The sequence below is a fragment of the Coprococcus sp. RTP21428st1_C9_RTP21428_210409 genome (assembly GCF_040227395.1).
GTDB lineage: Bacteria > Bacillota > Clostridia > Lachnospirales > Lachnospiraceae > Coprococcus > Coprococcus aceti.
The window spans coordinates 1-22,496 of the sequence record NZ_JBEHVV010000003.1 but is presented as its reverse complement, the minus strand read 5'-3'; the positions used below and the strand labels follow the sequence as shown (position 1 = coordinate 22,496).

23 protein-coding genes and 2 pseudogenes are annotated in these 22,496 nt (G+C 41.5%); 4 read left to right on the top strand and 21 right to left on the bottom strand.

Going from position 1 to position 22,496, the window contains the following annotated elements; all coding sequences use genetic code 11:
• Positions 1-26: 26 nt before the first annotated feature.
• The 11 genes and pseudogenes from ABUA34_RS01195 to ABUA34_RS01145 all read right to left on the bottom strand — a co-directional run.
• Positions 27-443, bottom strand: coding sequence for a M67 family metallopeptidase (locus ABUA34_RS01195; protein ID WP_004851714.1), 417 nt, complete (start codon positions 441-443; stop codon positions 27-29).
• 264 nt (positions 444-707) lie between these two features.
• Positions 708-1,517 carry a thiazole biosynthesis adenylyltransferase ThiF gene (gene thiF, locus ABUA34_RS01190; RefSeq protein WP_004851717.1) on the bottom strand — a complete coding sequence of 270 codons (810 nt, stop codon included), beginning with the start codon at positions 1,515-1,517 and terminating at the stop codon, positions 708-710.
• Positions 1,517-1,726 (bottom strand): sulfur carrier protein ThiS, encoded by a 210-nt coding sequence (gene thiS, locus ABUA34_RS01185; protein WP_015534732.1) that lies wholly within the window; start codon positions 1,724-1,726, stop codon positions 1,517-1,519. The genes thiF and thiS overlap by 1 nt, the downstream gene beginning before the upstream one ends.
• A 164-nt stretch (positions 1,727-1,890) precedes the next feature.
• A complete protein-coding gene (locus ABUA34_RS01180) occupies positions 1,891-2,208 on the bottom strand; it encodes a thioredoxin family protein (RefSeq protein ID WP_015534731.1) in 318 nt (105 codons plus the stop codon).
• A 19-nt stretch (positions 2,209-2,227) separates the two neighbouring features.
• Positions 2,228-2,473: a sulfurtransferase TusA family protein gene (locus ABUA34_RS01175; RefSeq protein WP_015534730.1), complete on the bottom strand. Its 246-nt coding sequence runs from the start codon at positions 2,471-2,473 to the stop codon at positions 2,228-2,230.
• Positions 2,466-3,326 carry a ferredoxin-like domain-containing protein gene (locus ABUA34_RS01170; RefSeq protein WP_055280280.1) on the bottom strand — a complete coding sequence of 287 codons (861 nt, stop codon included), beginning with the start codon at positions 3,324-3,326 and terminating at the stop codon, positions 2,466-2,468. Before ABUA34_RS01170 ends, ABUA34_RS01175 begins: the two co-directional genes overlap by 8 nt.
• 41 nt (positions 3,327-3,367) lie before the next feature.
• Positions 3,368-4,591, bottom strand: coding sequence for an O-acetylhomoserine aminocarboxypropyltransferase/cysteine synthase family protein (locus ABUA34_RS01165; RefSeq protein ID WP_349822717.1), 1,224 nt, complete (start codon positions 4,589-4,591; stop codon positions 3,368-3,370).
• Between the two features lie 294 nt (positions 4,592-4,885).
• Positions 4,886-6,259, bottom strand: a complete 1,374-nt coding sequence (locus tag ABUA34_RS01160) for an MATE family efflux transporter (protein ID WP_349822716.1) — start codon at positions 6,257-6,259, stop codon at positions 4,886-4,888.
• A 154-nt stretch (positions 6,260-6,413) separates the two neighbouring features.
• Positions 6,414-6,767, bottom strand: a complete 354-nt coding sequence (locus tag ABUA34_RS01155) for a hypothetical protein (RefSeq protein ID WP_349822715.1) — start codon at positions 6,765-6,767, stop codon at positions 6,414-6,416.
• A 257-nt stretch (positions 6,768-7,024) separates the two neighbouring features.
• Positions 7,025-8,086: a PDDEXK nuclease domain-containing protein gene (locus ABUA34_RS01150; RefSeq protein WP_158579440.1), complete on the bottom strand. Its 1,062-nt coding sequence runs from the start codon at positions 8,084-8,086 to the stop codon at positions 7,025-7,027.
• A gap of 89 nt (positions 8,087-8,175) precedes the next feature.
• Positions 8,176-8,400: pseudogene (locus tag ABUA34_RS01145) on the bottom strand (VirD4-like conjugal transfer protein, CD1115 family); the annotation flags it as partial.
• A gap of 243 nt (positions 8,401-8,643) precedes the next feature.
• On the opposite strand from ABUA34_RS01145, the gene ABUA34_RS01140 reads away from it, so the two are divergent.
• Positions 8,644-9,144, top strand: coding sequence for a DUF6591 domain-containing protein (locus ABUA34_RS01140; RefSeq protein WP_349822714.1), 501 nt, complete (start codon positions 8,644-8,646; stop codon positions 9,142-9,144).
• 239 nt (positions 9,145-9,383) lie between these two features.
• Here the strand turns inward: ABUA34_RS01140 and ABUA34_RS01135 are convergent, their stop codons facing one another.
• A complete protein-coding gene (locus tag ABUA34_RS01135) occupies positions 9,384-9,620 on the bottom strand; it encodes a YkoF family thiamine-binding protein (RefSeq protein ID WP_349822713.1) in 237 nt (78 codons plus the stop codon).
• A gap of 215 nt (positions 9,621-9,835) precedes the next feature.
• On the bottom strand, positions 9,836-10,276 hold the full coding sequence (locus tag ABUA34_RS01130) for a hypothetical protein (RefSeq protein ID WP_349822712.1): 441 nt from the start codon (positions 10,274-10,276) through the stop codon (positions 9,836-9,838).
• 265 nt (positions 10,277-10,541) lie between these two features.
• Here ABUA34_RS01130 and ABUA34_RS01125 point away from each other — a divergent pair, with 265 nt between their 5' ends.
• Together ABUA34_RS01125 and ABUA34_RS01120 are read left to right on the top strand one after the other, a co-directional pair.
• Positions 10,542-11,243, top strand: a complete 702-nt coding sequence (locus ABUA34_RS01125) for an IS110 family transposase (RefSeq protein ID WP_349822711.1) — start codon at positions 10,542-10,544, stop codon at positions 11,241-11,243.
• A 75-nt stretch (positions 11,244-11,318) separates the two neighbouring features.
• Positions 11,319-11,708, top strand: coding sequence for a transposase (locus ABUA34_RS01120; RefSeq protein WP_349822710.1), 390 nt, complete (start codon positions 11,319-11,321; stop codon positions 11,706-11,708).
• Positions 11,709-11,846: 138 nt separating this feature from the next.
• On the opposite strand, the gene ABUA34_RS01115 is transcribed toward ABUA34_RS01120, so the two are convergent.
• The 4 genes from ABUA34_RS01115 to cas9 all read right to left on the bottom strand — a co-directional run bounded on the left by ABUA34_RS01115 (position 11,847) and on the right by cas9 (position 17,495).
• On the bottom strand, positions 11,847-12,185 hold the full coding sequence (locus tag ABUA34_RS01115; protein WP_349822709.1) for a hypothetical protein: 339 nt from the start codon (positions 12,183-12,185) through the stop codon (positions 11,847-11,849).
• 803 nt (positions 12,186-12,988) lie between these two features.
• Positions 12,989-13,294 (bottom strand): CRISPR-associated endonuclease Cas2, encoded by a 306-nt coding sequence (cas2, locus tag ABUA34_RS01110; protein ID WP_349822708.1) that lies wholly within the window; start codon positions 13,292-13,294, stop codon positions 12,989-12,991.
• 4 nt (positions 13,295-13,298) lie between these two features.
• Entirely contained in the window at positions 13,299-14,198 is a 900-nt protein-coding gene (gene cas1, locus ABUA34_RS01105; RefSeq protein WP_349822707.1) for a type II CRISPR-associated endonuclease Cas1, read from the bottom strand.
• Complete coding sequence (gene cas9, locus ABUA34_RS01100; RefSeq protein ID WP_349822706.1) at positions 14,199-17,495, bottom strand: type II CRISPR RNA-guided endonuclease Cas9; 3,297 nt, start codon at positions 17,493-17,495, stop codon at positions 14,199-14,201.
• Positions 17,496-17,882: 387 nt separating this feature from the next.
• Here cas9 and ABUA34_RS01095 point away from each other — a divergent pair, with 387 nt between their 5' ends.
• Positions 17,883-18,821: an RpnC/YadD family protein gene (locus ABUA34_RS01095; RefSeq protein WP_349822705.1), complete on the top strand. Its 939-nt coding sequence runs from the start codon at positions 17,883-17,885 to the stop codon at positions 18,819-18,821.
• Between the two features lie 96 nt (positions 18,822-18,917).
• Here ABUA34_RS01095 and ABUA34_RS01090 read toward each other — a convergent pair whose 3' ends face one another.
• The 4 genes and pseudogenes from ABUA34_RS01090 to ABUA34_RS01075 form a co-directional block, all read right to left on the bottom strand.
• Positions 18,918-20,558, bottom strand: a complete 1,641-nt coding sequence (locus ABUA34_RS01090) for a sulfate adenylyltransferase subunit 1 (RefSeq protein ID WP_349822704.1) — start codon at positions 20,556-20,558, stop codon at positions 18,918-18,920.
• 1 nt (position 20,559) lies between these two features.
• A complete protein-coding gene (gene cysD, locus ABUA34_RS01085; protein WP_015534724.1) occupies positions 20,560-21,459 on the bottom strand; it encodes a sulfate adenylyltransferase subunit CysD in 900 nt (299 codons plus the stop codon).
• A gap of 23 nt (positions 21,460-21,482) precedes the next feature.
• On the bottom strand, positions 21,483-21,797 hold the full coding sequence (locus ABUA34_RS01080; protein WP_004851736.1) for a 4Fe-4S dicluster domain-containing protein: 315 nt from the start codon (positions 21,795-21,797) through the stop codon (positions 21,483-21,485).
• Positions 21,778-22,496: pseudogene (locus ABUA34_RS01075) on the bottom strand (adenylylsulfate reductase); the annotation flags it as partial. The gene ABUA34_RS01080 and the pseudogene ABUA34_RS01075, both read right to left, overlap by 20 nt.

The following is a 22,496-nucleotide window of genomic DNA, read 5'->3' as shown; positions in this document are numbered from 1 at the left end:
CTGTTCTTTCAAATGCCTGCTATCCATCATGATTCTATAACAAGCTCCTCTATCGTCACATTCTTTTCCTCATCTATGTTGAAGGCCTTGAGTACCGGATTGTCTATCTCCATGAGGGAGAGAATCAGATAATTCACCTTGGAATCATATGCAAGTCTCTTATCCTCCTCCGAAGGTCTGGATGGAGACTCTGGATGGGAATGGAAGTTGCCAAGAAGCTCGTATCCATTTGCACGCATATCCTTAACTGCCGCAAGCTGCTCTCTCGGGTCCATGGAAAAATGCTCGTTGCTGGCGTCAATATTTGTCAGGAGATACACCTTCCTGATGTACTTCTTGTCTCCCTCTCTGACACCGCCAATCAGACCACAGGACTCATTTGGAAGGCCTTCCTTGCAGTGTGCAAGTATCTTCTCGTAATCAGACTTTGTCATGTACAACATCTTACTTCATATCCTCCTTATTATCAACTGTAACAGGATCTGTGCTTGAGGATACATTGTTTGTTGTATGCCCGCCCCCGACTGACAATACCATATCCGGGGTCGCTCTCGCTTAACTTGGTCTGCAGCGGTACTAAGGTGCTGCTTAAAGCACCACCTAAGTACCGGCGACCGCGTATTCCCCTGATATGGTATATGTCATCAGGGGCGGCATAATAACAACCGTACAGGCATTCCTCAAGCACAGATACCTGCCTTGATCTTCTACTTACCATCACACTCTACCTGCTCGTAGTCGATGAGCTTGGTGATGGTTGGATTTGGTCCACATACAGCACATCCACAGCCCTTCTTGTGAGGGAGCTTTACTGTGTGGAATTCCATCTTAAGTGCGTCAAATGTAAGGAGTCTTCCTGTCAGAAGATCGCCAACTCCAATGAGATACTTAATTGCCTCCATAGCCTGAAGACTTCCGATAACACCGCCCATTGCTCCGATGACTCCGGCCTGCTTACATGTAGGAACCGCATCCTTTGGAGGTGGATCCTTGAATACACATCTGTAACATGGTCCCTCATCTGGAACATATGTCATAAGCTGACCCTTGAATCTGATGATTCCTGCATGTGAAAATGGCTTCTTAGCCATAACACAGGCATCGTTGATAAGGAATTTTGCAGGGAAGTTGTCTGTTCCATCGATGATGAAATCATAGTCCTTGATGAGATCCATGATGTTCTCTGATGTCACGAACTCTCTGTATGTGATCACATTTACATCAGGGTTCATGGCGTTCATGGTCTCCTTTGCGGATTTGACCTTTGCCTTGCCCACATCTGCTGTTCCGTGAATGATCTGCCTCTGAAGATTTGACAGATCTACCTCATCGGCATCAACGATACCGATCGTACCAACTCCGGCTGCTGCCAGGTACATAGCGGCTGGTGCTCCAAGTCCACCTGCGCCTATGATCAGCACCTTGCCATTTAACAATTTCTTCTGTCCCTTCACGCCAACTTCCTGAAGGATGATGTGACGTGAGTAACGTTCCATCTGTTCGTTTGTGAATGCCATTAGAAGCTGCCACCTCCCATGAAGTAGAGGAACTCTACTGTATCGCCGTCCTTGAGCTCTGTTGTTGCAAATGCATCTGAGTCAACAAACTCATCATTGACTGTTACTGTGACATAGTCCGGATTCTCAACGTTCTCTGACACGATAATCTGAGCTATTGTTGTCTTCTCTGCTATCTCTTTCTTCTTTCCTGCTATTGTGACTGTCATTTTTCTTTCCTCCTGACGATTCATTTGCCTGTCCGGCGTTGCCGGACTGACATAAAATGTGATTATATACTTTATAATTTTAATTATATAGTTTCATTCTTCTGTACACCGGAAGTAATTGACTACAGTCAAATACTCCATTGTGTCACTTTACCAACGAATTTCTACAATAATTTGCCAACTTCCTCCTCCAGCGCATTTCTCTTCACAAGGCCACGGATGCGGGAAACCTCCTCGCCTCCCTTGAAGAAGAGTATGGTTGGTGACGCCATGACTGCGTACTTCTCAGCAAGCTCTGCGTCGAAGTTTACATTTACCTTGTACACATTTACCTTATCCTCGTAGTCATCCTCGATGCCGCCAAGGATAGGTGAGAGCTGCTTGCATGGTATGCAGCTGTCCGAATAGAATTCCACGATGACCGGGAGCTCCGACTGAAGAACCTTCGCATCGAAATTCTCTGCACTGACTCTTACTGCCATTCATTTTCTCCTTTCCTGATCAATCCTCCAGTTTTTTAACTATAAGATCATAAGTACCATTCTCGTTGTCGATGAGCTTCAGGATCTGCTGTCCTTCCTCCTTGAAGCTTCTTGGTACATTCTGTACAGGCTCGCCGTCATTCATGGTAACCGCAAGCACCTGTCCTATCTCAAGCTCCTCCATGGCTACCTTCGCCTTGACAAATGTCATCGGGCACACCACATCAGTTATATCTACTCTGTCATTGATTTCATAATCAGCCATTGTAAGCCTCCTTTAATACTTCTTTGAATTTGTCTAAGCCCACGCGCTCCAGGGTGAACTGGAAACGCTCGCTTGGCTTTGCATTGTCTGCAAAGAACTGTATTGCTGCATCTGTGATACGGAAAAGCTGCTCCTCAGATGTAACAACCGGAAGTAACTCCTCGCCGCGGTGGATCGTGTTACCAAATAATCCTCCGAATGAGACAAGGTATCCTGTCTCGCCCTTCCATGCATCTGTAGGACATGCCTTTGCGCATCGACCGCAATAGTTACATTTGTCTGTGTCGAGAATGATCTTGCCGTCCTCCATGGTGATCGCGCCCTCACGGCACGCCTTGACGCACACGCCACACATGATACATGATGGCTCATCCCACTCTACTACCATTGCGCCCTTGATTCCCACGTCGTTCTCCTCTGCCTTCAGACAGTTGTTCTGGCATCCTGTGACACCGAACTTGAACTTGTGAGGAAGCTCCCTTGCGTAATATCTCGCATCAAGCTTCTTTGCTATATCATAAGTGTCTATATTGCCGCTCGGACAGATCTGATTTCCCTGGCACGCTGTGACTGTTCTTACTCTTGGGCCACACACACCCGGCTTACAGCCTCCCTTTGCCAGTTCTTCCTTTACCTCTTCCACATCGTCAAGCTTAACAAATGGGATCTCGACGCTCTGTCTCGATGTGAGATGTACATGTCCATCTCCGTATTTCTCGGCAACCTCTGCTATCTTCTTGAGATTCTCTGCGGTAAGATTTCCTCCCACCACCTGAAGTCTCAGAGAAAAGTTATTCTTCTGCTTCTGTCTCATGAATCCGCCCTTTTTCAAAGCTGCGTAATCTACTGCCATATGTAGTTCCTCCAAATCATATTTACGTGTTTCGCAATTGCTTAACTTTCCAAGGCCTTCCGGAAGTCCTCTATGAGATCCTCCACGTCCTCGATTCCGACACTAATACGAATCATATCATCATATACGTTGGCGTCAAGCTTCTCCTGCTCTGTGCTGTGCGCATTCAGTGTTGATTCAGGATGCACGATGATCGTCTTTGTGTCTCCTATGTTCGACACTATCTGCGGTATTGTGAGCTTGTTCATCACCGCAAATGCCTTCTCCTTGCTTCCAACTCTGATAGTAATAATAGCGCCGTAGCCTCCGTGCAGCTGCTTATCCGCTATGTCATGCCATGGGCTTGAGGTAAGTCCCGGATAATTGACCTTCACTCCCTCCTGGCTCTCGAGGAACTTTGCAAGTGCAAGTGCGTTGCTGCAGCACCTCTCCATTCTAAGTCCCAGAGTTTCCATGCCGAGCATATTGTAAAATGCTGTCTGCGGAGCTATACACGCTCCTGTATTTCTGAAAAGTCCATTTCTGAGCTTTGCTATGTATGCGAATTTGCCGAACATCTTGTACTGCTGCAAAAGTGGATAACGCTCTGCATCCCACTTGAAATTGCCACTGTCGGTGATGACTCCGCTTATGGCATCGCTGTTGCCGTTTATGTACTTGGATGTCGAATTAATGACTATGTCTGCTCCAAGCGTAAGCGGTGTTACAAGATATGCGGTTGCCACCGTATTGTCTATCAGGAGCGGCAGGTTATGTGAATGTGCCAGCTCCGAGAGAGCTTTGATATCCACCACATCAAGCTTTGGATTACCTATGGTCTCGGCAAATATCACTCTGGTATTCTCCGTGATCGCCGCCTCAACCGCTTCCTTATTCGATATCTCCACAAATGTCGTCTTGATCCCAAATGCCTCCAGATCGTGGAACAGATCTATCGTCCCACCGTAGAGTCCTGTGCTGGAGACTATCTCTCCGCCAGCTCCTACTATATTTAAGAGTGCATTTGTGAGTGCCGCCATTCCAGAAGAACACGCAACCGAACCTACTCCCTTTTCAAGATTCGTCATCCGCTCCTCAAATGCAACTATAGTCGGGTTGTTGATCCTCGTGTAAGAATACCCCGTCGCCTTGTTGTGGAAGAGCTTCTCATGCTGCTCCGCTGAAGGCTGATAGAATGCACTGGATTGATAGATCGGTGTAAGTGTGGCGCCTGTATTCTCATCACCAAGCTTTGCGCTGTGTAATAATGCTGTGTTAAATCTCATGATCTTCTATGCCTCACTAAATAATAAATCCTATAATTCCTACGAACATGATAGGATTATAACTCTTATATCCTACTATGTCAATAGGAATTATAAAATAAGCAATGCAGATAATAAAAAAATGCCAGTTGATGGGAGCTTGCTCACAATCAACTGGTGTTTTTTTGTTATCTATATGGCGCATGCCATTCCACGAGCTGCGTTAGCAGCGAGGGGAGCATTGCTTATTTTATAATTCCGTCCGTCTTCCACGGCGCATGCCATTTCTCTGGCAGCTTCCCCATACGTTTTCACTCATTTCTTATTTGCAATTTTCTTATACAGCATCTTCCTCACATAGAAATAACATACTATCTGCATAGCAAGGGTTATGATCCAGGACGCCGGATATGAGATGAACAGAACCGCCAGGGATCTGTGTCTCGGGAAAATCCAGTATATCCACACGATTCGGGTTCCCACCGTTCCTATGATCGAGAGGAGCATCGGAACTCCGGAATGTCCCATCCCACGAAGCGCCCCCGGGAACAAGTCCATAAATCCGCACAGGAAATATGTGACTGTCGTATACAGCAGAATCTCCATTCCGCACTTTATAACCGCGTCGCTGCTCGTATATATATGCAGCAGCTGCGGTCCAAAGAAATACGCTCCATTGCCCAGAACCATCATTGCCGCAAATGACAATATCAGACAGTCGATCAGAACTCTCTCCATACGTTTCCATTTGCCGACACCGTAGTTCTGGCTCGTAAAACTCATGCACGCCTGCGTTACAGCATTCACCGTCACATACAGAAATCCAAATATATTATTTGCCGCCGTGTAGCCCGCCATGGCAACCGAGCCAAATGAGTTGACTGACGACTGAAGCAGCACATTCGAAAAGTTGATGACTGTGCTCTGAATTCCCGCCGGAACTCCGACCGAAAAGATCTGCTTTACATATACCCCCTTGATGGTAAGCTTTGAAAATCTCAGCTGATAGCTCGTCTCTGACATGTAGAGACAACGGAGCACAAGCACGCAGGATATCAGCTGTGAAATGACAGTTCCGATTGCAACTCCGGCAACTCCAAACTTGAAAACGATCACAAAGCACAGGTTAAGTCCTGTATTTGCAATCCCGGAGATAACCAGAAAAATGAGCGGTCTTTTTGTATCTCCCACCGCTCTTAGTATGGCAGCGCCGTAATTATACAGCATAAAAAACGGCATTCCCAGAAAGTAAATCCGCATGTATACAGACGAAAGATCAATGACATCATCCGGTGTATCCATAAGCGCTAACGCCGGTTTTGCACATATCAGTCCGACAAAGGCCATAATAATACCGCTGATCAGCGCTAACGTGATCGCGGTATGTACTGTTTCTGACATTTCTTTATCTTTTCCCGCAGCGCAAAATCTTGCAGCAAGCACGTTTGCCCCAAGGGATATCCCTATGAACAAATTGGTAAATACATTGATAAGTGCTGTGGTTGAACCGACCGCCGCCAAAGCCTGACTTCCACTGAATCTTCCGACAACGATGATATCTACTGCGTTGAACATAAGCTGCAAAATTCCCGATAGCATAAGCGGTAACGAAAACGAGATCAGCTTATCCATGATCGTCCCGTTGCACATATCAATTTCATATTTATTTTGTTTTATTGTAGAACTCATAATTTTCCTCAGACTCTTTCTACATAATATCATTTTCTTTATGTACATAAGGTTATACATTTTGCCTGATTATGTCAACTTTTATGTCTATGTCGTTTATTTACACATAAAAAAGACAGGACTTTCTCGTCCTGCCTCTTTCACACAGCCTTTATCATTCTGCCTCGAATTTTATTCCCTCTTCCTTTGCAAATGTTTCTGCAAACGAACCGGCTTTGCCAACAATTGTCAAGGTATCTTCGCCAAAGAAGGCTACCTTATCGAGATTCTCTACCCCTGCTGGAAGATGAATCACTTCTAATGTATCCGAAAAATAAGCATCATCAAATTCTTTAAGATTGTAGCCCAGGTCTACATATTTTAAACTGTCATTGCTAAAAGGCCCGTTAATTATGGATATAACATCCTTTCCGTCTATCTGCTCCGGTATGACAACTATCGGATCACTTCCATTATATACCTTTATGAATACACTATCACCATCTTTTGCATTTTCTCTGACTACCATATTTTTCCCAACGCATTGTCCCCACTGCTTTTACACACGGCAATGCTTATGTTCACTCTTCTGCTCATACATGTTCTTTTCGCCATAGGTTTCTGCAATATCAAAGTATTCAATCATCGGATCAATGACAATATGATTATCAGGCAATGCCTGTTGTAATGATTAATCGGGCTTTCCCCGATGCGTTGTGCCTTAACCACCTCCTTTTATGGCATGAAAAAAGCACCTTAACCTGTTATTGGCTAAAGTGCTCGTCGTTACATTCCCATTTCTTCTATCTCTTTTAGCATAAATTCTTCTAATTTCTTCTTATCAGGCAAATGCAGCATATAAGTTGATACAAATAATTGATTATCCATACCCGATAATGCATATTCTACCATCTGTGAGCCTTTATCTGTACAAAGTAGTATTCCTACTGGTGGATTATCTCCTTCTGTCATCTCATTTTTCTTATAATATCCTACATAAGCATTAAGCTGTCCCAAATCTTCATGTTTGAACTCATCATTCTTAAGTTCAATAATAACATTGCAATGTAAAAGCCGATTATAAAAAACAAGATCAATAAAATAATATTTATCATCTATTATAATTCGCTTTTGTCTTGCCTCAAAACAGAATCCCTCTCCAAGTTCTAACATAAACTCCTGCAAATGATCCATAAGAGCTTGTTCTAAATCAGATTCTGACACAGCATCCCTTGCATCAAGTCCCAAAAATTCAAATGTAAATGGGTCTTTTATTGATAGCATTGTTCCATTTGCACTATCAGCAGATTTTTTCAATAAAAGCTCTGGTTTTTTACTTATGCCAGCTCTTACATAAAGGTTAGTTTTTATCTGTCTGCGGAGTTCTCTTACATTCCAGTTACATTTCATACACTCTGTTTCGTAAAAAAATCGTTCAAACGCATCGTTTAAAACCATAATTTCTCGAATATGTGAAAAAGACAAGTTATTAACTAAAACATCTGGATCTGTGACAAATTCGTTCGACACTGTCGAACTTTTTCCAAAATCCGGTAATTTAAATTCGCTCGACACTGTCGAACCAATTTGAGGATATACTTTATAAAATTGTCTACAAGCCTTAAAAAGCGTATAATTCATTCCTTTTTGATCAATCTGTTTTTCCAAATTTTTCAAAAGATGAGAACCATATTCTGCTCTGTCACTGCCATCTTGTTCATATTCAACTATATAGTAACCAATCGCCCAATTACGCAATGTCATGAGCTGATTTACAGCACTTTTTGCTGCTGAACTTGCTTTATCATTTATTTGCTTAATACTATCTGCAAGCAGCTCAAATTCCATTGCATTACCTCCAATACATTGTCCTAAGACTATTATAAATTCGCATAGACACAGTATACCACAGCTCCTGTATCTATGCGATTTCTTTTTTATTGTTTTTGCCGATAAGAACTCATCTTCTCCACAGTAACCTCCGGATAGAAATAAGTCAGAATTGTTGCTTTTGGAACGCCTGCAGCAAGTGCTTTCTTCACTTCCTCTTTCTGCTCCGGTGTATATGACCAGTGCAGCATTCGATTTGTAATAGTATCTTCCCACTTAGGCTTTTCCCTTTCAGAATTCCTTACAGGCTTACCACCTGCATTTCCACTAGAACAGCAACTTCAAAACGAAAGGGAAAAGGAAGAACTTCAAAAATATCAAAAGGAGATTGACCCCTACTTAAAAAACTCTAGATTGACCGAGGTATAAACAGTACTTAGCTAGTTGGCTCCTGTCGTAAATTGTTTCGTTAACATTTACAATTCTTGACCACTTCACACAAATATGCATATTGATGGCAATATAGAAGAATAGTATAATAGTATAAAATTTTATATATTCAGAGGAGAATGTTTATGAAGAAACGATTATTAATACTTGCTATTGGGAGTATGTGTCTATCCTTTGCCGGGTGCAGTAATTCTGACAATAGAAGTAATGGTTCAAAAAGCAGTTCTGTCGAAGCTGATAGCAAAGTTGTAACAGACGTTGACAGTAGTGACCACGACGTGACAACTGAAGAAAACAACTTATCAAATGCAGATATGTCAAAAATATTATTAGGTGGGATTGGAAAGATTCTACCTGACCCTTCAGAATATTTCCAGGGTAAACTTGACGGTGGCGATCATGGTGATTCACTTGACATGTGGATAGAAAACACAACTGTTGATGAATTCAATACATACATGGATAAATGTAAAGAGGCCGGCTTCACAAAGGTGGATAATTCAGGAGCCGATGAAAGCGGTATATTGTACTGGGCTTTTACCGAAGACCAGAAGTACAAACTTACTTTATTCTACGATATGGCTGAAAAAACTACCGAGATTGGTCTCGAAAAAGTCACTGAATAATCTCAGGAAAATCCCCCCAATTGGGGAACCACAGGCTCTCTGTCTCCGATTTTCTTGGTTACAGAAGTCTCCCCTGTTCATATATATCACGATAGGAACAGGAGAAACTCTAGTCAATAACGAGACTCCACTCGCCTTCCAATCTTCAATTATTTATCCAGATCACCTTCACATAAATGGTCTTCATAGCCATAATTGTACATTCTAGTAATCAGCGCTATACATCCCCTCCCACATCATCAATCATCATTTGGAAGATACCATCCATGTTCTCTATGAACACCATAGTTTTTATTGGAATGATCTTCCCTATTATACCTATCCCAATCTCTTTGATTAAGTTCCTCATCAATAGCATCCATTGCTTCAAGTACTTCATCAAAATCACCATTTAGTACTGAGCCCGAATCCCAATCTGTCTCAGATATAATTTCTTTTTTTCTTTTTCTGAGTAAATCATCATCCGACGAACTCAACCATCTTTTACTAAAAACCCCATTTACAATATCTCCTTCATACTATTTTTTCATACACAAAGCATCCCAAACCAATCTAAATATTTAAAATTATTAACTAGCTATTTTAACAAATTAGGAAAATCCTACTTTCTAATCTTGTAGCTAATATTACAACCGTAATATCATGTAAACATCAATGGCATTCATTTCTATTTAAGATCAATCTTTTTTTCTTAATCGGCTATAATATCACAAGTAATGGTCATTAAACCACCATCCTTTGCATCGTATCCAAAATCCAACTCATATTTGTGATCCTTATCATAGTATCTAGCAAACCCCTGTGTATCATCTATTCCATATATATCCATTACTGTGAAATCGTAATTTTTTAGTTCTGTATCATATTTTTTAAAGTCATCCGCTGTTGCCTTCTCAATTGATGCATAATAACTACTAGAAGAATCCCTCATTATATTAATGTTTTTATCCGAAAACAAAGTCTTTACATCTGGAATAAGCGTTGATATAACATCACCTTCTACCTCCGTCACAACCTCGCTATCGGCTCCACAAGAACTAGAACCACTCTCCGAATTACCTTTCTCAGATCCACAACCAACAAGTCCTAAACATAAACTTCCAATAGCCAATATCAATAATTTTCTCTTCATAATTTCTTGTATGATTATTTAGAAGCTAATAATCATTCGTTCCTTTCATTTTAATATCGTGGTTCAATACATTCAGATACTGTGGACTTTTGATTTTTCCCTGTAGCTCTGACTACTCATAGGAGTGTATTGCCGCTACCTTTATCTGAATTGTTTATAGCTGGATGTTGCCGGAGTAATCCGAGTACTTATTTCCATCAAGTCTACGATGATAATCGCTGGTGGATATCACGGTATCAGACTTTAGAAAGGGAGGTACAACCTCATGATTTATGTAGGCATTGACATTGCCAAACTCAATCACTTTGCCTCAGCCATATCTTCTGATGGCGAAGAACTAATCAAGCCGTTCAAATTTACAAATGACAATGATGGCTTCCAACTGCTGCTTTCCAAGCTAGATCCTCTAGACAAGGACAGCCTCATCATTGGTCTTGAATCAACGGCACACTACGGCGACAACCTTGTTCGATATCTTGTTGCTAAGAATTACAAAGTGTGTGTGTTGAACCCCATCAAGACTTCTGCTATGCGTAAGAGCAACATTCACAAAACGAAGACTGACAAAGTCGACACATACATCATTTGCAAAGCTCTCATGATGCAGGAATCTCTCAGATTTGTGACCTTTTATGATCTTGATCTGATGGACTTAAAAGCCCTTGGACGATTCCGTCAGAAAACCATTAAGCAGCGAACCCGCCTAAAGATTCAGCTGACTTCTTACGTGGATGAGATATTCCCTGAATTGCAGTATTTCTTCAAATCAGGTCTGCATCAAAAATCTGTCTATGCGCTTCTCAAGGAAGCACCAACACCGAAAGCTATTGCTTCTATGCATATGACTCATCTGGCTCATCTTCTCAAAGTGAACTCGCATGGACGCTTTGACAAAGAGATGGCACAGCAGTTAAGAGTTCTCGCACAGAAGTCTGTCGGTGCCAGCGACAGTTCTCTATCTATCTAGGTAACTCACACCATACAACAAATAGAGTTACTCGATAGCCAATTAGAAAGAGTTGAAGCTGAAATGACGGAAATCATGAAATTCAATGATTCTGTCATTATGACCATTCCTGGTATCGGATATATCAATGGAGGAATGATACTTGGTGAAATCGGTGATATTCACCGTTTCTCCAGCTCCAACAAGCTGCTTGCATATGCCGGTTTGGATCCTTCTGTCTATCAGTCTGGAAACTTTCAGGCTAAGAAGACCAGAATGTCAAAACGTGGATCCAAAGTCCTCAGATATGCACTTGTTAATGCAGCTCACAATGTTGTTAAAAATAATGCCACCTTCAAGGCTTACTACGAAGCCAAGATGGCTGAAGGCCGGACTCACTATAATGCCCTCGGGCACTGTGCCGGCAAGCTCGTCAGAATCATCTGGAAAATGATGACTGACAACGTGGAATTTAACCTCGATTAAGAGATCTGGATACCCACATCATAGATTTGGTTAAAAGCACCCACCAGGGAGCCTTATTAAAGTTACCCATTTTTACCACGAAAAGGATTTACTAATTTCCAGCTAATTTAAGCTTGACTTTTCATAGCTGGTCTCCTATCAGATAATATCATCCTTCGTTATTGAATTTTCATAGCCGCACTTAGTACATATCCAATGTTCAGCATAAGGATTAAAGCCACTTTGATCATTTAAGTATGCATTGCAACTATCACAATACCAATCAATGCCTAATGCACTTCCATTTCCTTCATCGTCAATATCTATTTGATCGCCATCTATTTCATATCCACAGGACGAACAAACCCAACAAGCTTTATAATCCTCATCTTTCCAATATGCTTTTGCTCCACATACCGGACATGAAATTCCATCTGAATAATCCTCCTCATCATCTGCGTTACCAATACTACTAAATAAATCATTTAAAAATCCCATAGTCTCACCTCCATTTTTTATTTTACTATATAGACTCATGGAATACAATAATTCAAAAGTTCCTTCATAAACATCTTTTAACCCCGAATATATCAAATATAAGTCTACACAACAATCCCTTAAAACGAGAGACGGGATATCCCGCCTCTCAAAAGGGAAGGAAGGTGAATATATAGTCAATCACTGTTTTACCAGTAATTATGAATCGCACATATTACAGTACCATTGGTGCCTGGTCCCATGAACACATGAAAAAGGGCAGTGCCTGTATTTAGGCAACTACCCTCATAAGTTGTTATTGATTTGTTTTTCGTTTTTTACGATACAGACTGTATAACAGAAGGATACTTGAACCAATCAACATGACTTCCCACAATAGAAGATTATTTCTATCGCCTGTTTCTACACTGCCTTTATCATTACTTGGCTTATTGGTATTCGGTTTATCTGTATCTGGATTAACCGGTACAGCCTTAACAGTTACTTTAACCGTCTTTGTAGCAGTAGCACCCTGACTATCTGTTACCTGATATGTCACTTCATAAGTTCTGGCTTTGTATCTATTGCATTGTGAATGATGTCATATTTCTCTTTTTATTCTTGGTATGTTATAATAGTCAGATTGAAGCAGTTAATGCCATATATGTCATATTTCCCTTTTTATTTTTGGTATGTTATAATATATGGATGATTTAGCATCTAAAGATTTAAGTCATATTTCCCTTTTTATTCTTGGTATGTTATAATAGGGTAGCAAAAAAGCTAGGATTTTCAACAAATCCTAGCTTTTTCACGTTAAAAAATCATATGATATCCAGCAAATTTGTGCTTCCTTTTTCTTCTTTTTTTGTTGTTCCCACCAGTATTTTCATCGAAGAATACTGTTTATCCGTGAGAACCAACATTCTTACAGAACCCGTTTCTGGAAGATTTTCATTCAGACGCCCTTCATGTTTCCTTACCGCATCCATCCCATTGCACACACGAACATATACCGAATATTGCAACATACAATATCCATCATTCAACAGAAATTTACGGAAACTGTATGCGCATCTTCTATCCTTCTTCGTCTTTGTTGGAATATCAAAAAATACAATCAATCTCATAAATTTACTCATAATTATGTCTTTCCAGCTCTATCAATTCTGGGATTTCAAGTTCATCCTTATTACCCATCAAAATAGAATTATAACTTGCTACCATTTTATCTATGGCATGATGTATTACATGTTTTTCTCCATGTATATCCATGTCATAATTCACAATATCCACCAATTGATACCGCATCTCTTTGCTTAGCTCTTTTCCTTCTTCCATATGTAGCTGTGTATAAACAAAATAATCAACAATTGCTCGATACGGCTCAATAAAATCATCTGCAAGATTGAAATTGTTCAGCTGGCTATGATGATTAATTCCAAGAGAAGGCTCAAACCCATAACATACTATTGACCTAGATATATGACCTCGCAATATACTATATCCATAGTTAAGTGCCGCATTTATTCCGTTGTCATCTCCCCGAGTAAAGTCGTTGCCAAATAAGCTTTTAAAGTACAATGCTGCTGCCTGCGCTTCTACATTTGTCTTATCACCAGACTGCACCTTTTTTGTCATATTGTATAATTGATCGGCATTCTTTTTGCCGCACAATTTTAAGCACATCGCCTGATTAGCTATCTTTTGTTTTACAATTTGCTGCCATATCCTGTTTTGTCTTGGTTTTGTTATCGCAAGCTGCGCAGTGAGCATCTTAAAATGTCTGCTATGTCTTGCTATAGGAAGAACAACTGTAGATGGTAGATGCTTTTCATCGCATATATAAACCAGACATCCATTCTCACTTAACCGCTGCAAGACTCCACTTGAAATCATAATTCCCGCATGCTCAAGCACAAGACAGTTTATATCCTCAAGCGGCACACACATATCTTCATTTCCGATTACCAATTGATAGTTATGAACAGAAATCCCTATATTCCTAGTCACAATGATATTACGATATGCCACCTATAACCACTCTCTTTCTTCTTTGGAACAAGAATATATATTTCCAAGTATATCAACATTTAATTTTTCAAAAATTGCTAGATTTTGTATACACAACCTAACATAAGACTTTGCGCCGAGATCATGTTGTACATAGCTTATCCCTGCAGAATAGCGATCACTGGTTTTATAATAACCATTTTCTATTTCTTTATTTTTCTTTTGTACTTTTATAAGGTCATCTGGATATAAGCTAAACAGGAAATCTTTATCATCCATTTTTTCCCAATCCGCAGTCTCCTTATGGGCAACTACAGCCTTTGTTGGCATCCTGTGCAAATATAAATCTTTATAATATACCGGAACCATATAATATTTGCCATCTTTCCTGAATATATCGCATCGGTACATCCCTCCTCTATCTTTGACTCCTTCTCTATCTATATCTTCACCTCTTCCTCTAACCTTAACCTGATCATCAGCTACTCCTACATAGAGTTTAACTTTTTTTACAATCGGGCCATCAGATCCATCCTTCTTAGGTTTATAAAATGGCTCTGCAAATGCATCTTTTGCATTTCCATATCGAATTAGTCTATCAAGTAATTTATTATATAGTAGCACGTCGTCTTCCGGTCGATAATAATCTTTAATCTGCTTTTTGCCATTCACCTCTATCAGCTTTAGCTTGTCAAGGCTTGTTTTTTCTACAGTTCTTGAACTCGCCTCATCAACAGCCCGAATAGTATTCTCGCTTATTACCCCTGTTTTTTTCTTCACTGGAAGTCGTGATACAAAAATCGGCTTAGGTATATCACCCATGTAGCCTCTATCTTTTGCCATCTCGATATAATCTTCTGGATGATCTGCCATAACCATCTCTACTTCCTCTCGAAACCATTTCCACGGCAGTGCTGTTGTTTCTAATATTTCGCCGGTTCTCCTATCAACAAGCTTATTCCCTTTTCGAACAACGCCACCCAACTCTTCTTGCTTATATATATTACTCATTTTCCAGATCATTTTTTCCGTGCAACACGCAATCACAATTGCATCCTGAGCATGGTGTTTATCACTTTTCTCTCTATCCTTTTCGAGCCCCCATTCATGTCTAAGTCTGGCTGTTACACCTCCGTTTAGAGGATATACATGTTTATTTCTAGCCCCATTAAAATATGGTTCAACTACCAAATGTCTGCGAATCAAATCTGCAACTACCTTAGTTGTATATCTCGTATCATTTAAGTTTCTAGATCGCCATTCGTCAGAATCTGATGACTTTGTAAGCGCATTTTTTCTCTTTCCAGGACTTAACACATAATTATTAACCATTTTTACGAATTTGTTCCATGCCTCATCGTCATGTCCAATATATTCATGCGGTGTATGGTTTTTCTTGTCCTGATTATCCTTCTTTTTTACGAGCATCTTATTATTAAAGCTGTCGTTGAACGAACGGCTATATGGGATAATATGATCCACCTCATATTTTTCATAATCCAGTATATCCTCAACTGGTATTAATTTTTCCGAATACAGATCCATCTGACTCTGATTCTTCCAAAGACGATACCTCAGTATATCTTTCCGACGTATATCACTTTCAATCTTTCCAAAATTCTCACTTATGAACTTTATTGCCTCTTTCTTCTCTTTATTATTATTTTTTTGAGCAGTGGCAATTTTCTTTTTTACCTCCCCAGAATGTGGCAAATCCCTTGCCATTTCAATGTGAATTTCTACCGGGCTACCATATAGCTTAACTATTTCATTTAGAATCCGTACAGTTCTACGAACAGCACGTTTGACCGTGGGATTCATTATTTTGTCCACTGCCTCATTCAATAATTCTTTTGAAATATATTTTGTCTTCACGCCGTCTGTACTTAAGCTGTCATATCCCACCCGTAAACATGATTCCATATATGAATAACCAGCTTCCAATTCAGGCATCAGCTTCTTCATTACCTTAAACGACAAGTTATGAAATTTTGCATAATTCAGCTTTAGCAGTTTTTCTATCTGCGCTTGATTTAGCGATAAATCTGATAATTCTTCTCGTCTTTTTTCTTCCGATTTGTAATATGTCAACACCTTACCCACAGAATCCATCAACTGTTTTTGCTCTTCCGTCAAATCCTTATAAGATAAATTCAAAATATCTTTTACTTCATGCCAATATTTAAGCGAAATAAAGTCGCTCTTTTTTTCTGTATCCAATATCCTTTGCTTAAAGTCACCATTATTAACCTTAGAATATGTCAAGCCTCCAAATCGTTCTTCCAAATCAAGCTTTAGTTCTTTTCGTATAGCATTATATTTTACCACCTTAGTCTTATATGCAAGCTTTATTACTGCACTCTTTTCATCCTCATTAAGTGGTCTCTCATTCCCGTCGGCAGTACAAATTCGCAGATGATTTATTTTTTCAAGCAGTACGAATCGCTCCGATATATACGAGGCTTTACATGCTCTTTTCTCTCCCTTCTCGAATGTACATTCACCAACCATCTTTTCAATCAGATTACCTCCATATGGACTTCCTTCACCTGGTCCTCCATCATAATTCCTCTGACTCTGCATAATGCTTAAAAATCGTTCTTCTAATTCTTTTGTCGCGAGAGTATTACCTAATTCCCTCTGCTTTTCAAATATTATCCGAACCTCTTCAACAAGCAAATCTCTGCTAATCGAATTACTATAGTTTCCCTCCGAATTTCGTGCCACTAGCAATTCATTTTCTTCACTGCTTCCACACCTTTTTTGTCTAAATTTAGCATCCTTATATATCATTTCCCCGGCTGTACGATATCCATGCTCATGCATATATTTTTTGTTTTCAGAAATTGCTGATAAAACTTTTTTGTCGTCTTCATCCTCCTGCTCATGCACTGCAGTACTCTTATACCCACGATGTTTGGCAAAATATATAAGAAGCTGTGCCAGTTCTCTATTATCCAGTATATATACTGGTTCATCCTGAATTGCAGCCCACCTGAGGAAATACACATCCTCAACTGCTCCTGAGTAATACTCATCCATATCCTTTTTTGAGACTATATTCATTTCCTGCAATAGGCTTTTCACTCGCTGTATTCTATGTGCCTTTCTACGTACAAGCCTTCTTCCAGATCTATACCCTCTTCTATTTGCTGTCGCCGTTATTTTTTCTTTCCCTACAGTAACCTCATCAAACGTGTGTACTCCAGCACGCACAATCCCGCATACATTGTCTTCTCCATCCAGCAAAAGAACTGCCCATCCAACAGACGCAATTCCAATATCCAGCCCCAATACATATCTAATTTTCTTTCGCATACTTTTCTCCTCCCTCTGTCATTATTGCAAAAAATCCCATTCACTCATAACGAATGAATGGGATAGGTTCGGCATACGCACGAATGCGCAGCCTTGTCACATTAACCTTTTTATTCTTGGTATGTTATAATAGTTATTATGACATATATTATTATAATCTAACATAAAGCACCATGTCAATCAAAGAAAATCAAACAAAACAGGAGCAAAACATATTCCCTCGTCTACTATACAAATAGTAAAATCACCTCCCATTTCCCCCTTATTTTTCCACTCACAGCGTCACTCTGCGCTTTATAAACGCATTTGCCAAAACCTATTGACACAGCGATTTGAATGGTCTAAAGTGTGCCTACCGGCCGGATAAAATACTAAGGAGGAACACTCTTGCCAACAACAAGAAAACTTTATGACTGCATCTTCAAGAAGATTCTCACGCTGTCCTCGAAAGCTGTGATCAACATGATTAACGGCCTGTTCAACATGTTTTACGATCCGGAAAACTCAACAGTATCTTATCACTGGACTGAAAATGTTCACGATAATCAGAATTCTATGACCACAACTCTGGCCGACACCATACTCGTAATCAACAATTCCGATGCATATCATATGGAAGCGCAGATGAAAAAGGATGATTCTATTGTATTCCGTGTATTTTCATATGGAGCGGGATATGCAGATCAGACTAAGGAGATACTGCAGGACGAAGAGGGCTGTCAGGTATATCGAATTCATTTTCCTGAACCCTGTGTGATATATCTGAGCAATGTACCAAAATCAGTACCTGATACATATTCGTTGCAGGTGGGATTCGAGCATACCCAGAACATAACCTATAACGTCCCTGTTACAAAACTCACGTCCTGCTCCGTAAAGGAAATAAACGACAGGAAAATGATCATCCTGATTCCATTCTACATTCTGAAACTCCGCGAAAAGCTGAGGAATAAGAAAGCACGTACACCAGAGAATATAGCCTCATTGAAAAGCCTCATCAAAACAGATATAATGGGTAGCATAGACAAGAACGTGGAACTTGGGAATATAACAGCTGAGGATGGAGCACAACTATACAGATTTACTCAGATGCTTTATACTCGCCTATATTCCCAGTTTGAAGAGACCGAGGAGGTTACGGATATGGTGGAACAGTCGATTATTACATTTGTGGATGTTTTTCAGGAAGAGAAAGCCAGGATGGAAAAACGTATGGCTGAGATGGATAAGGAGATTGCCGACAAAGACAAGAAGCTCGCCGACAAGGACAACGAGCTTGCCGAATTAAGGGCAGAAATAGCCAGACTTAAAGGTTCTGACAAATAAATATTTCATATTACTACTTTCTATACAAAAGCGAAGGACGAAGGCATAAAACACCTCCGTCCTTCGCTTTATTATTATATTACTACGTGATCTTTTTTAGATGTAGTTTCCATCGTGAACCTGAGCCGCGTCGTATACAGACTCCTTTCGGATCTCGTCTGCTATCTCGTCTGAGTCAAGCTCGCCGTCAGCATTCCAGTCGCCATTGTAAACCTCGGCGCCTTCTACCTTGATTCCTGCGATCTGCTGCTCGCTTGCGAAGAGAAGCACGATGATTCCGGCATGATGAAGATGCTTTAATACAGCATTTACATCCTCGCGGATATCTGGAGCGTACAGATATGTATGACGTCCGTCGATGCTGAGCTTCTTCTCCACCGACTCAACGAAATCTCTTGTGACATTGCCTGCTGCAAATGGAACTATGACAGCCTTCTGTCCCTTGATCGCTGCACGCACATTTCTGTCTATGCGTCCCTCGTAAAGTCCGGTCTCCTCAGTGTGAACCTCCTCGACAACACCGCAGGCACTTGTCATGTCTGTTACACGGTCGATGAGTATGAGTTCTCCGAGAGTCTTATGCTTCTTGAACTCGTCAACCACGATCCTGTCGGCAAATGCGATCCTGCAGACTGCGATACCATTCTTCGCAAGGGTGTCCGCTGATTTCTGCTCACCTGTATTTACATCTATGGTGTAATCGATATGTGTAACTGTACCAGGGATCATTTTTGTTCCGAGCTTCACGAAGAAGTTCTTGCCATTGTACAGCTCATCGTCATCCATCCAGAGGAGTGTTGCGGTGATCGAAGATGCAACCTTTGCGTCTGAATCAACTGTGAGCACACATCCTCTTGACACATCAACCTCACGGTCAAGCTGTATTGTTACAGGCTGTCCCTTCTGTGCTGAGTCCACTGTGTCAAATCCCACATGGATGCTCTTGACCTTTGCGGTCTCGTTGCTTGGGAGTGTGTTGATCTCGTCTCCAACGTGGATCTCACCATCCTCGATCTGACCCTGGAAACCTCTGAATGTGTGGTCAGGACGGCACACTCTCTGAACAGGCATATAGAATCCTGCCTCTGTGTTATCCTCTGCGATATCTATATCCTCAAGGTATGTAAGGAGTGCTGGACCCTCATACCAAGGAATGTTCTCTGACTTCTTTGTCACATTGTCACCCTCTGTCGCTGACACAGGGATGATCGTGATATTTGGCAGACTGAGCTCTGATGACAGCTCATTTATCTGCTCAACTATCTCGTTGAAACGCTTCTCATCGTATCCGACAAGATCCATCTTATTTACCGCAAATACAAAGTATCTGATTCCCATCAGTGCGCAGATCCTTGCATGTCTTCTGGTCTGCACGAGCACGCCCTGCTTTGCATCGATAAGGATGACTGCCAGATCGGCAAATGATGCGCCAACCGCCATATTTCTTGTGTACTCCTCATGACCCGGTGTATCTGCCACGATGAAGCTTCTCTTGTCTGTTGTAAAATATCTGTATGCAACGTCGATGGTGATACCCTGCTCACGCTCTGCCATCAGTCCGTCCAGAAGAAGTGAATAGTCGATGGCACCGCCACGGCTTCCTACCTTGGAATCAAGCTCCAGAGCCTTCTCCTGATCTGCATATAAAAGCTTTGAATCGTATAATATATGTCCTATAAGTGTTGACTTTCCGTCATCTACACTTCCGCATGTTATAAATTTAAGTAATCCGCTCATCTTAGAAGTATCCCTCCCTCTTTCTACGCTCCATGCTGCCTGCTGCCTCATTGTCTATAACTCTGGTGGTTCTCTCTGAGGATACCGCACTGAGCGTCTCCTCAATGATTTCAGGGAGTGTGTCCGCTGTGGACTCCACGCCGCCTGTCAGTGGATAGCATCCGAGAGTTCTGAAACGAACGCTCTTCATCTCTATCTTCTCGCCGGGTCTGAGCTTCATTCTGTCATCATCAACCATGATGATATTGCCGTCACGGTATACAACAGGTCTCTCCTTTGCAAAGTACAGTGATGGAATCTCTATGTTCTCACGCTCTATATACTCCCATATATCAGCCTCTGTCCAGTTGGAAAGTGGGAATACTCTGACCTCCTCGCCCTTCTGGATCTTGGTGTTGAACAGCTTCCACATCTCCGGTCTCTGGTTCTTTGGATCCCAGGCATGCTGAGCATTTCTGAATGAAAGAATTCTCTCCTTCGCACGGGACTTCTCCTCGTCTCTACGTCCGCCACCAAATGCTGCTGTGAAACCGTATTTGTCAAGAGCCTGCTTGAGCGCCTGTGTCTTCATGATATCTGTGTATGCTGAGCCGTGGTCAAATGGATTGATGCCCTTCTTGACACCTTCCTCGTTGATGTACTCGATCATGTCAAGTCCGTATTTCTTCGCTGTCTTGTCTCTGAACTCGATCATTTCCTTGAACTTCCATGTTGTATTTACATGCAAGAATGGAAATGGCGGCTTCTCAGGATAGAATGCCTTGAGTGCCAGATGAAGCATTACCGAGCTGTCCTTTCCTATGGAATAAAGCATAACCGGCTTCTCACACTCCGCAGCAACTTCGCGGATGATGTATATCGCCTCTGCCTCCAGTTCGTCAAGATGTGATAATGTACCCATATCTATACCAACCTTTCTTCTTTTTAATATTTATTAGCTTCCTTCTTGTCTATCACTATCTGGTCTGTGGTGCCATCCATCTTGCGGATATTCCACAGAAGCAGATCTCCTTTGTTCTCCACCGACATCTGACTTCCCATTCCGCCGATGTCAGCTCCGAGATATAATGAGATGGCGTCAAATGCGCACTCCTTGATACAGGAAGAGCATCCCCAACAATCCTTTGGGTATTTCATGAATATCTGTCCATCCTCATCTCTCTTTATGAGGGAACCCGGGCAAACATTTGCACATTTGCCGCAGTTTTTGCAAAGCTCTTTATTTATCACTATGCTCATATACATCCCCCTTTCCTTGGAACATCAGCCCATTTGAAGTCGCCTTCGGCGAGGGGCTGACGCTGCATGCCAGATTTCCTTCGGGAATCTGGCACATATTGCCTAGCTCACGATGTATCATCTTAAGCTCGCCGTCCACCATCTTTGAGTTGACAAATATCTCCCAGTCTTTGCTCTTCTCCGGGTAGTCCAGGTTCTCAGCAAAGCTGTGCCATCTCGTCTCCTTCCTGTCCTTCAGGTGTGCGATTACAGAGAGTGCAACTGTGAGCCTCTCCTTCACCTCATACACAAACATGAGCTCGTGCATGTCGTGGGCACTTATGTGCCATACAAGTTTCTGGAGCTGCTCTATCTTCTCCTTTGCCAGCTCAAGCTGTTTCTCGTTGAACTGGTAATGGGTAGATATTCCTCCGGCATAGTTGTCCATGACCTTCTGCATGGCTTCCTCTATCGCCTCGTATGTGAACATCTTCTCGTCTGTGTCGAGGAAATGGTCATACTCTTCTATCTTTCTGTCAAATGCTGTCTCCTCGTCAAGCTCCGGTTCTGTATATCCCTCGTCAAGCTGCTTTACCATGGCAATGGCTGCTATCTCTCCCTCAACCATCGCTCCGGTCACATACTTCTGTGGACATCCGCCCGCCACATCTCCGGCTGCGAACAGCCCGCGTATTGTGGACTCTCTGTCGTTGTCCACCC

Excerpts from the sequence above, each read along its gene's own strand:
- ABUA34_RS01195 (WP_004851714.1), bottom strand. The coding sequence starts at position 443 with ATGTTGTACATGACAAAGTCTGATTACGAGAAGATACTTGCACACTGC.
- thiF (WP_004851717.1), bottom strand. The coding sequence starts at position 1,517 with ATGGCATTCACAAACGAACAGATGGAACGTTACTCACGTCACATCATC.
- thiS (WP_015534732.1), bottom strand. The coding sequence starts at position 1,726 with ATGACAGTCACAATAGCAGGAAAGAAGAAAGAGATAGCAGAGAAGACA.
- ABUA34_RS01180 (WP_015534731.1), bottom strand. The coding sequence starts at position 2,208 with ATGGCAGTAAGAGTCAGTGCAGAGAATTTCGATGCGAAGGTTCTTCAG.
- ABUA34_RS01175 (WP_015534730.1), bottom strand. The coding sequence starts at position 2,473 with ATGGCTGATTATGAAATCAATGACAGAGTAGATATAACTGATGTGGTG.
- ABUA34_RS01170 (WP_055280280.1), bottom strand. The coding sequence starts at position 3,326 with ATGGCAGTAGATTACGCAGCTTTGAAAAAGGGCGGATTCATGAGACAG.
- ABUA34_RS01165 (WP_349822717.1), bottom strand. The coding sequence starts at position 4,591 with ATGAGATTTAACACAGCATTATTACACAGCGCAAAGCTTGGTGATGAG.
- ABUA34_RS01160 (WP_349822716.1), bottom strand. The coding sequence starts at position 6,259 with ATGAGTTCTACAATAAAACAAAATAAATATGAAATTGATATGTGCAAC.
- ABUA34_RS01155 (WP_349822715.1), bottom strand. The coding sequence starts at position 6,767 with ATGGTAGTCAGAGAAAATGCAAAAGATGGTGATAGTGTATTCATAAAG.
- ABUA34_RS01150 (WP_158579440.1), bottom strand. The coding sequence starts at position 8,086 with ATGGAATTTGAGCTGCTTGCAGATAGTATTAAGCAAATAAATGATAAA.
- ABUA34_RS01140 (WP_349822714.1), top strand. The coding sequence starts at position 8,644 with ATGAAGAAACGATTATTAATACTTGCTATTGGGAGTATGTGTCTATCC.
- ABUA34_RS01130 (WP_349822712.1), bottom strand. The coding sequence starts at position 10,276 with ATGAAGAGAAAATTATTGATATTGGCTATTGGAAGTTTATGTTTAGGA.
- ABUA34_RS01125 (WP_349822711.1), top strand. The coding sequence starts at position 10,542 with ATGATTTATGTAGGCATTGACATTGCCAAACTCAATCACTTTGCCTCA.
- ABUA34_RS01120 (WP_349822710.1), top strand. The coding sequence starts at position 11,319 with ATGAAATTCAATGATTCTGTCATTATGACCATTCCTGGTATCGGATAT.
- ABUA34_RS01115 (WP_349822709.1), bottom strand. The coding sequence starts at position 12,185 with ATGGGATTTTTAAATGATTTATTTAGTAGTATTGGTAACGCAGATGAT.
- cas2 (WP_349822708.1), bottom strand. The coding sequence starts at position 13,294 with ATGAGATTGATTGTATTTTTTGATATTCCAACAAAGACGAAGAAGGAT.
- cas9 (WP_349822706.1), bottom strand. The coding sequence starts at position 17,495 with ATGCGAAAGAAAATTAGATATGTATTGGGGCTGGATATTGGAATTGCG.
- ABUA34_RS01090 (WP_349822704.1), bottom strand. The coding sequence starts at position 20,558 with ATGAGCGGATTACTTAAATTTATAACATGCGGAAGTGTAGATGACGGA.
- cysD (WP_015534724.1), bottom strand. The coding sequence starts at position 21,459 with ATGGGTACATTATCACATCTTGACGAACTGGAGGCAGAGGCGATATAC.
- ABUA34_RS01080 (WP_004851736.1), bottom strand. The coding sequence starts at position 21,797 with ATGAGCATAGTGATAAATAAAGAGCTTTGCAAAAACTGCGGCAAATGT.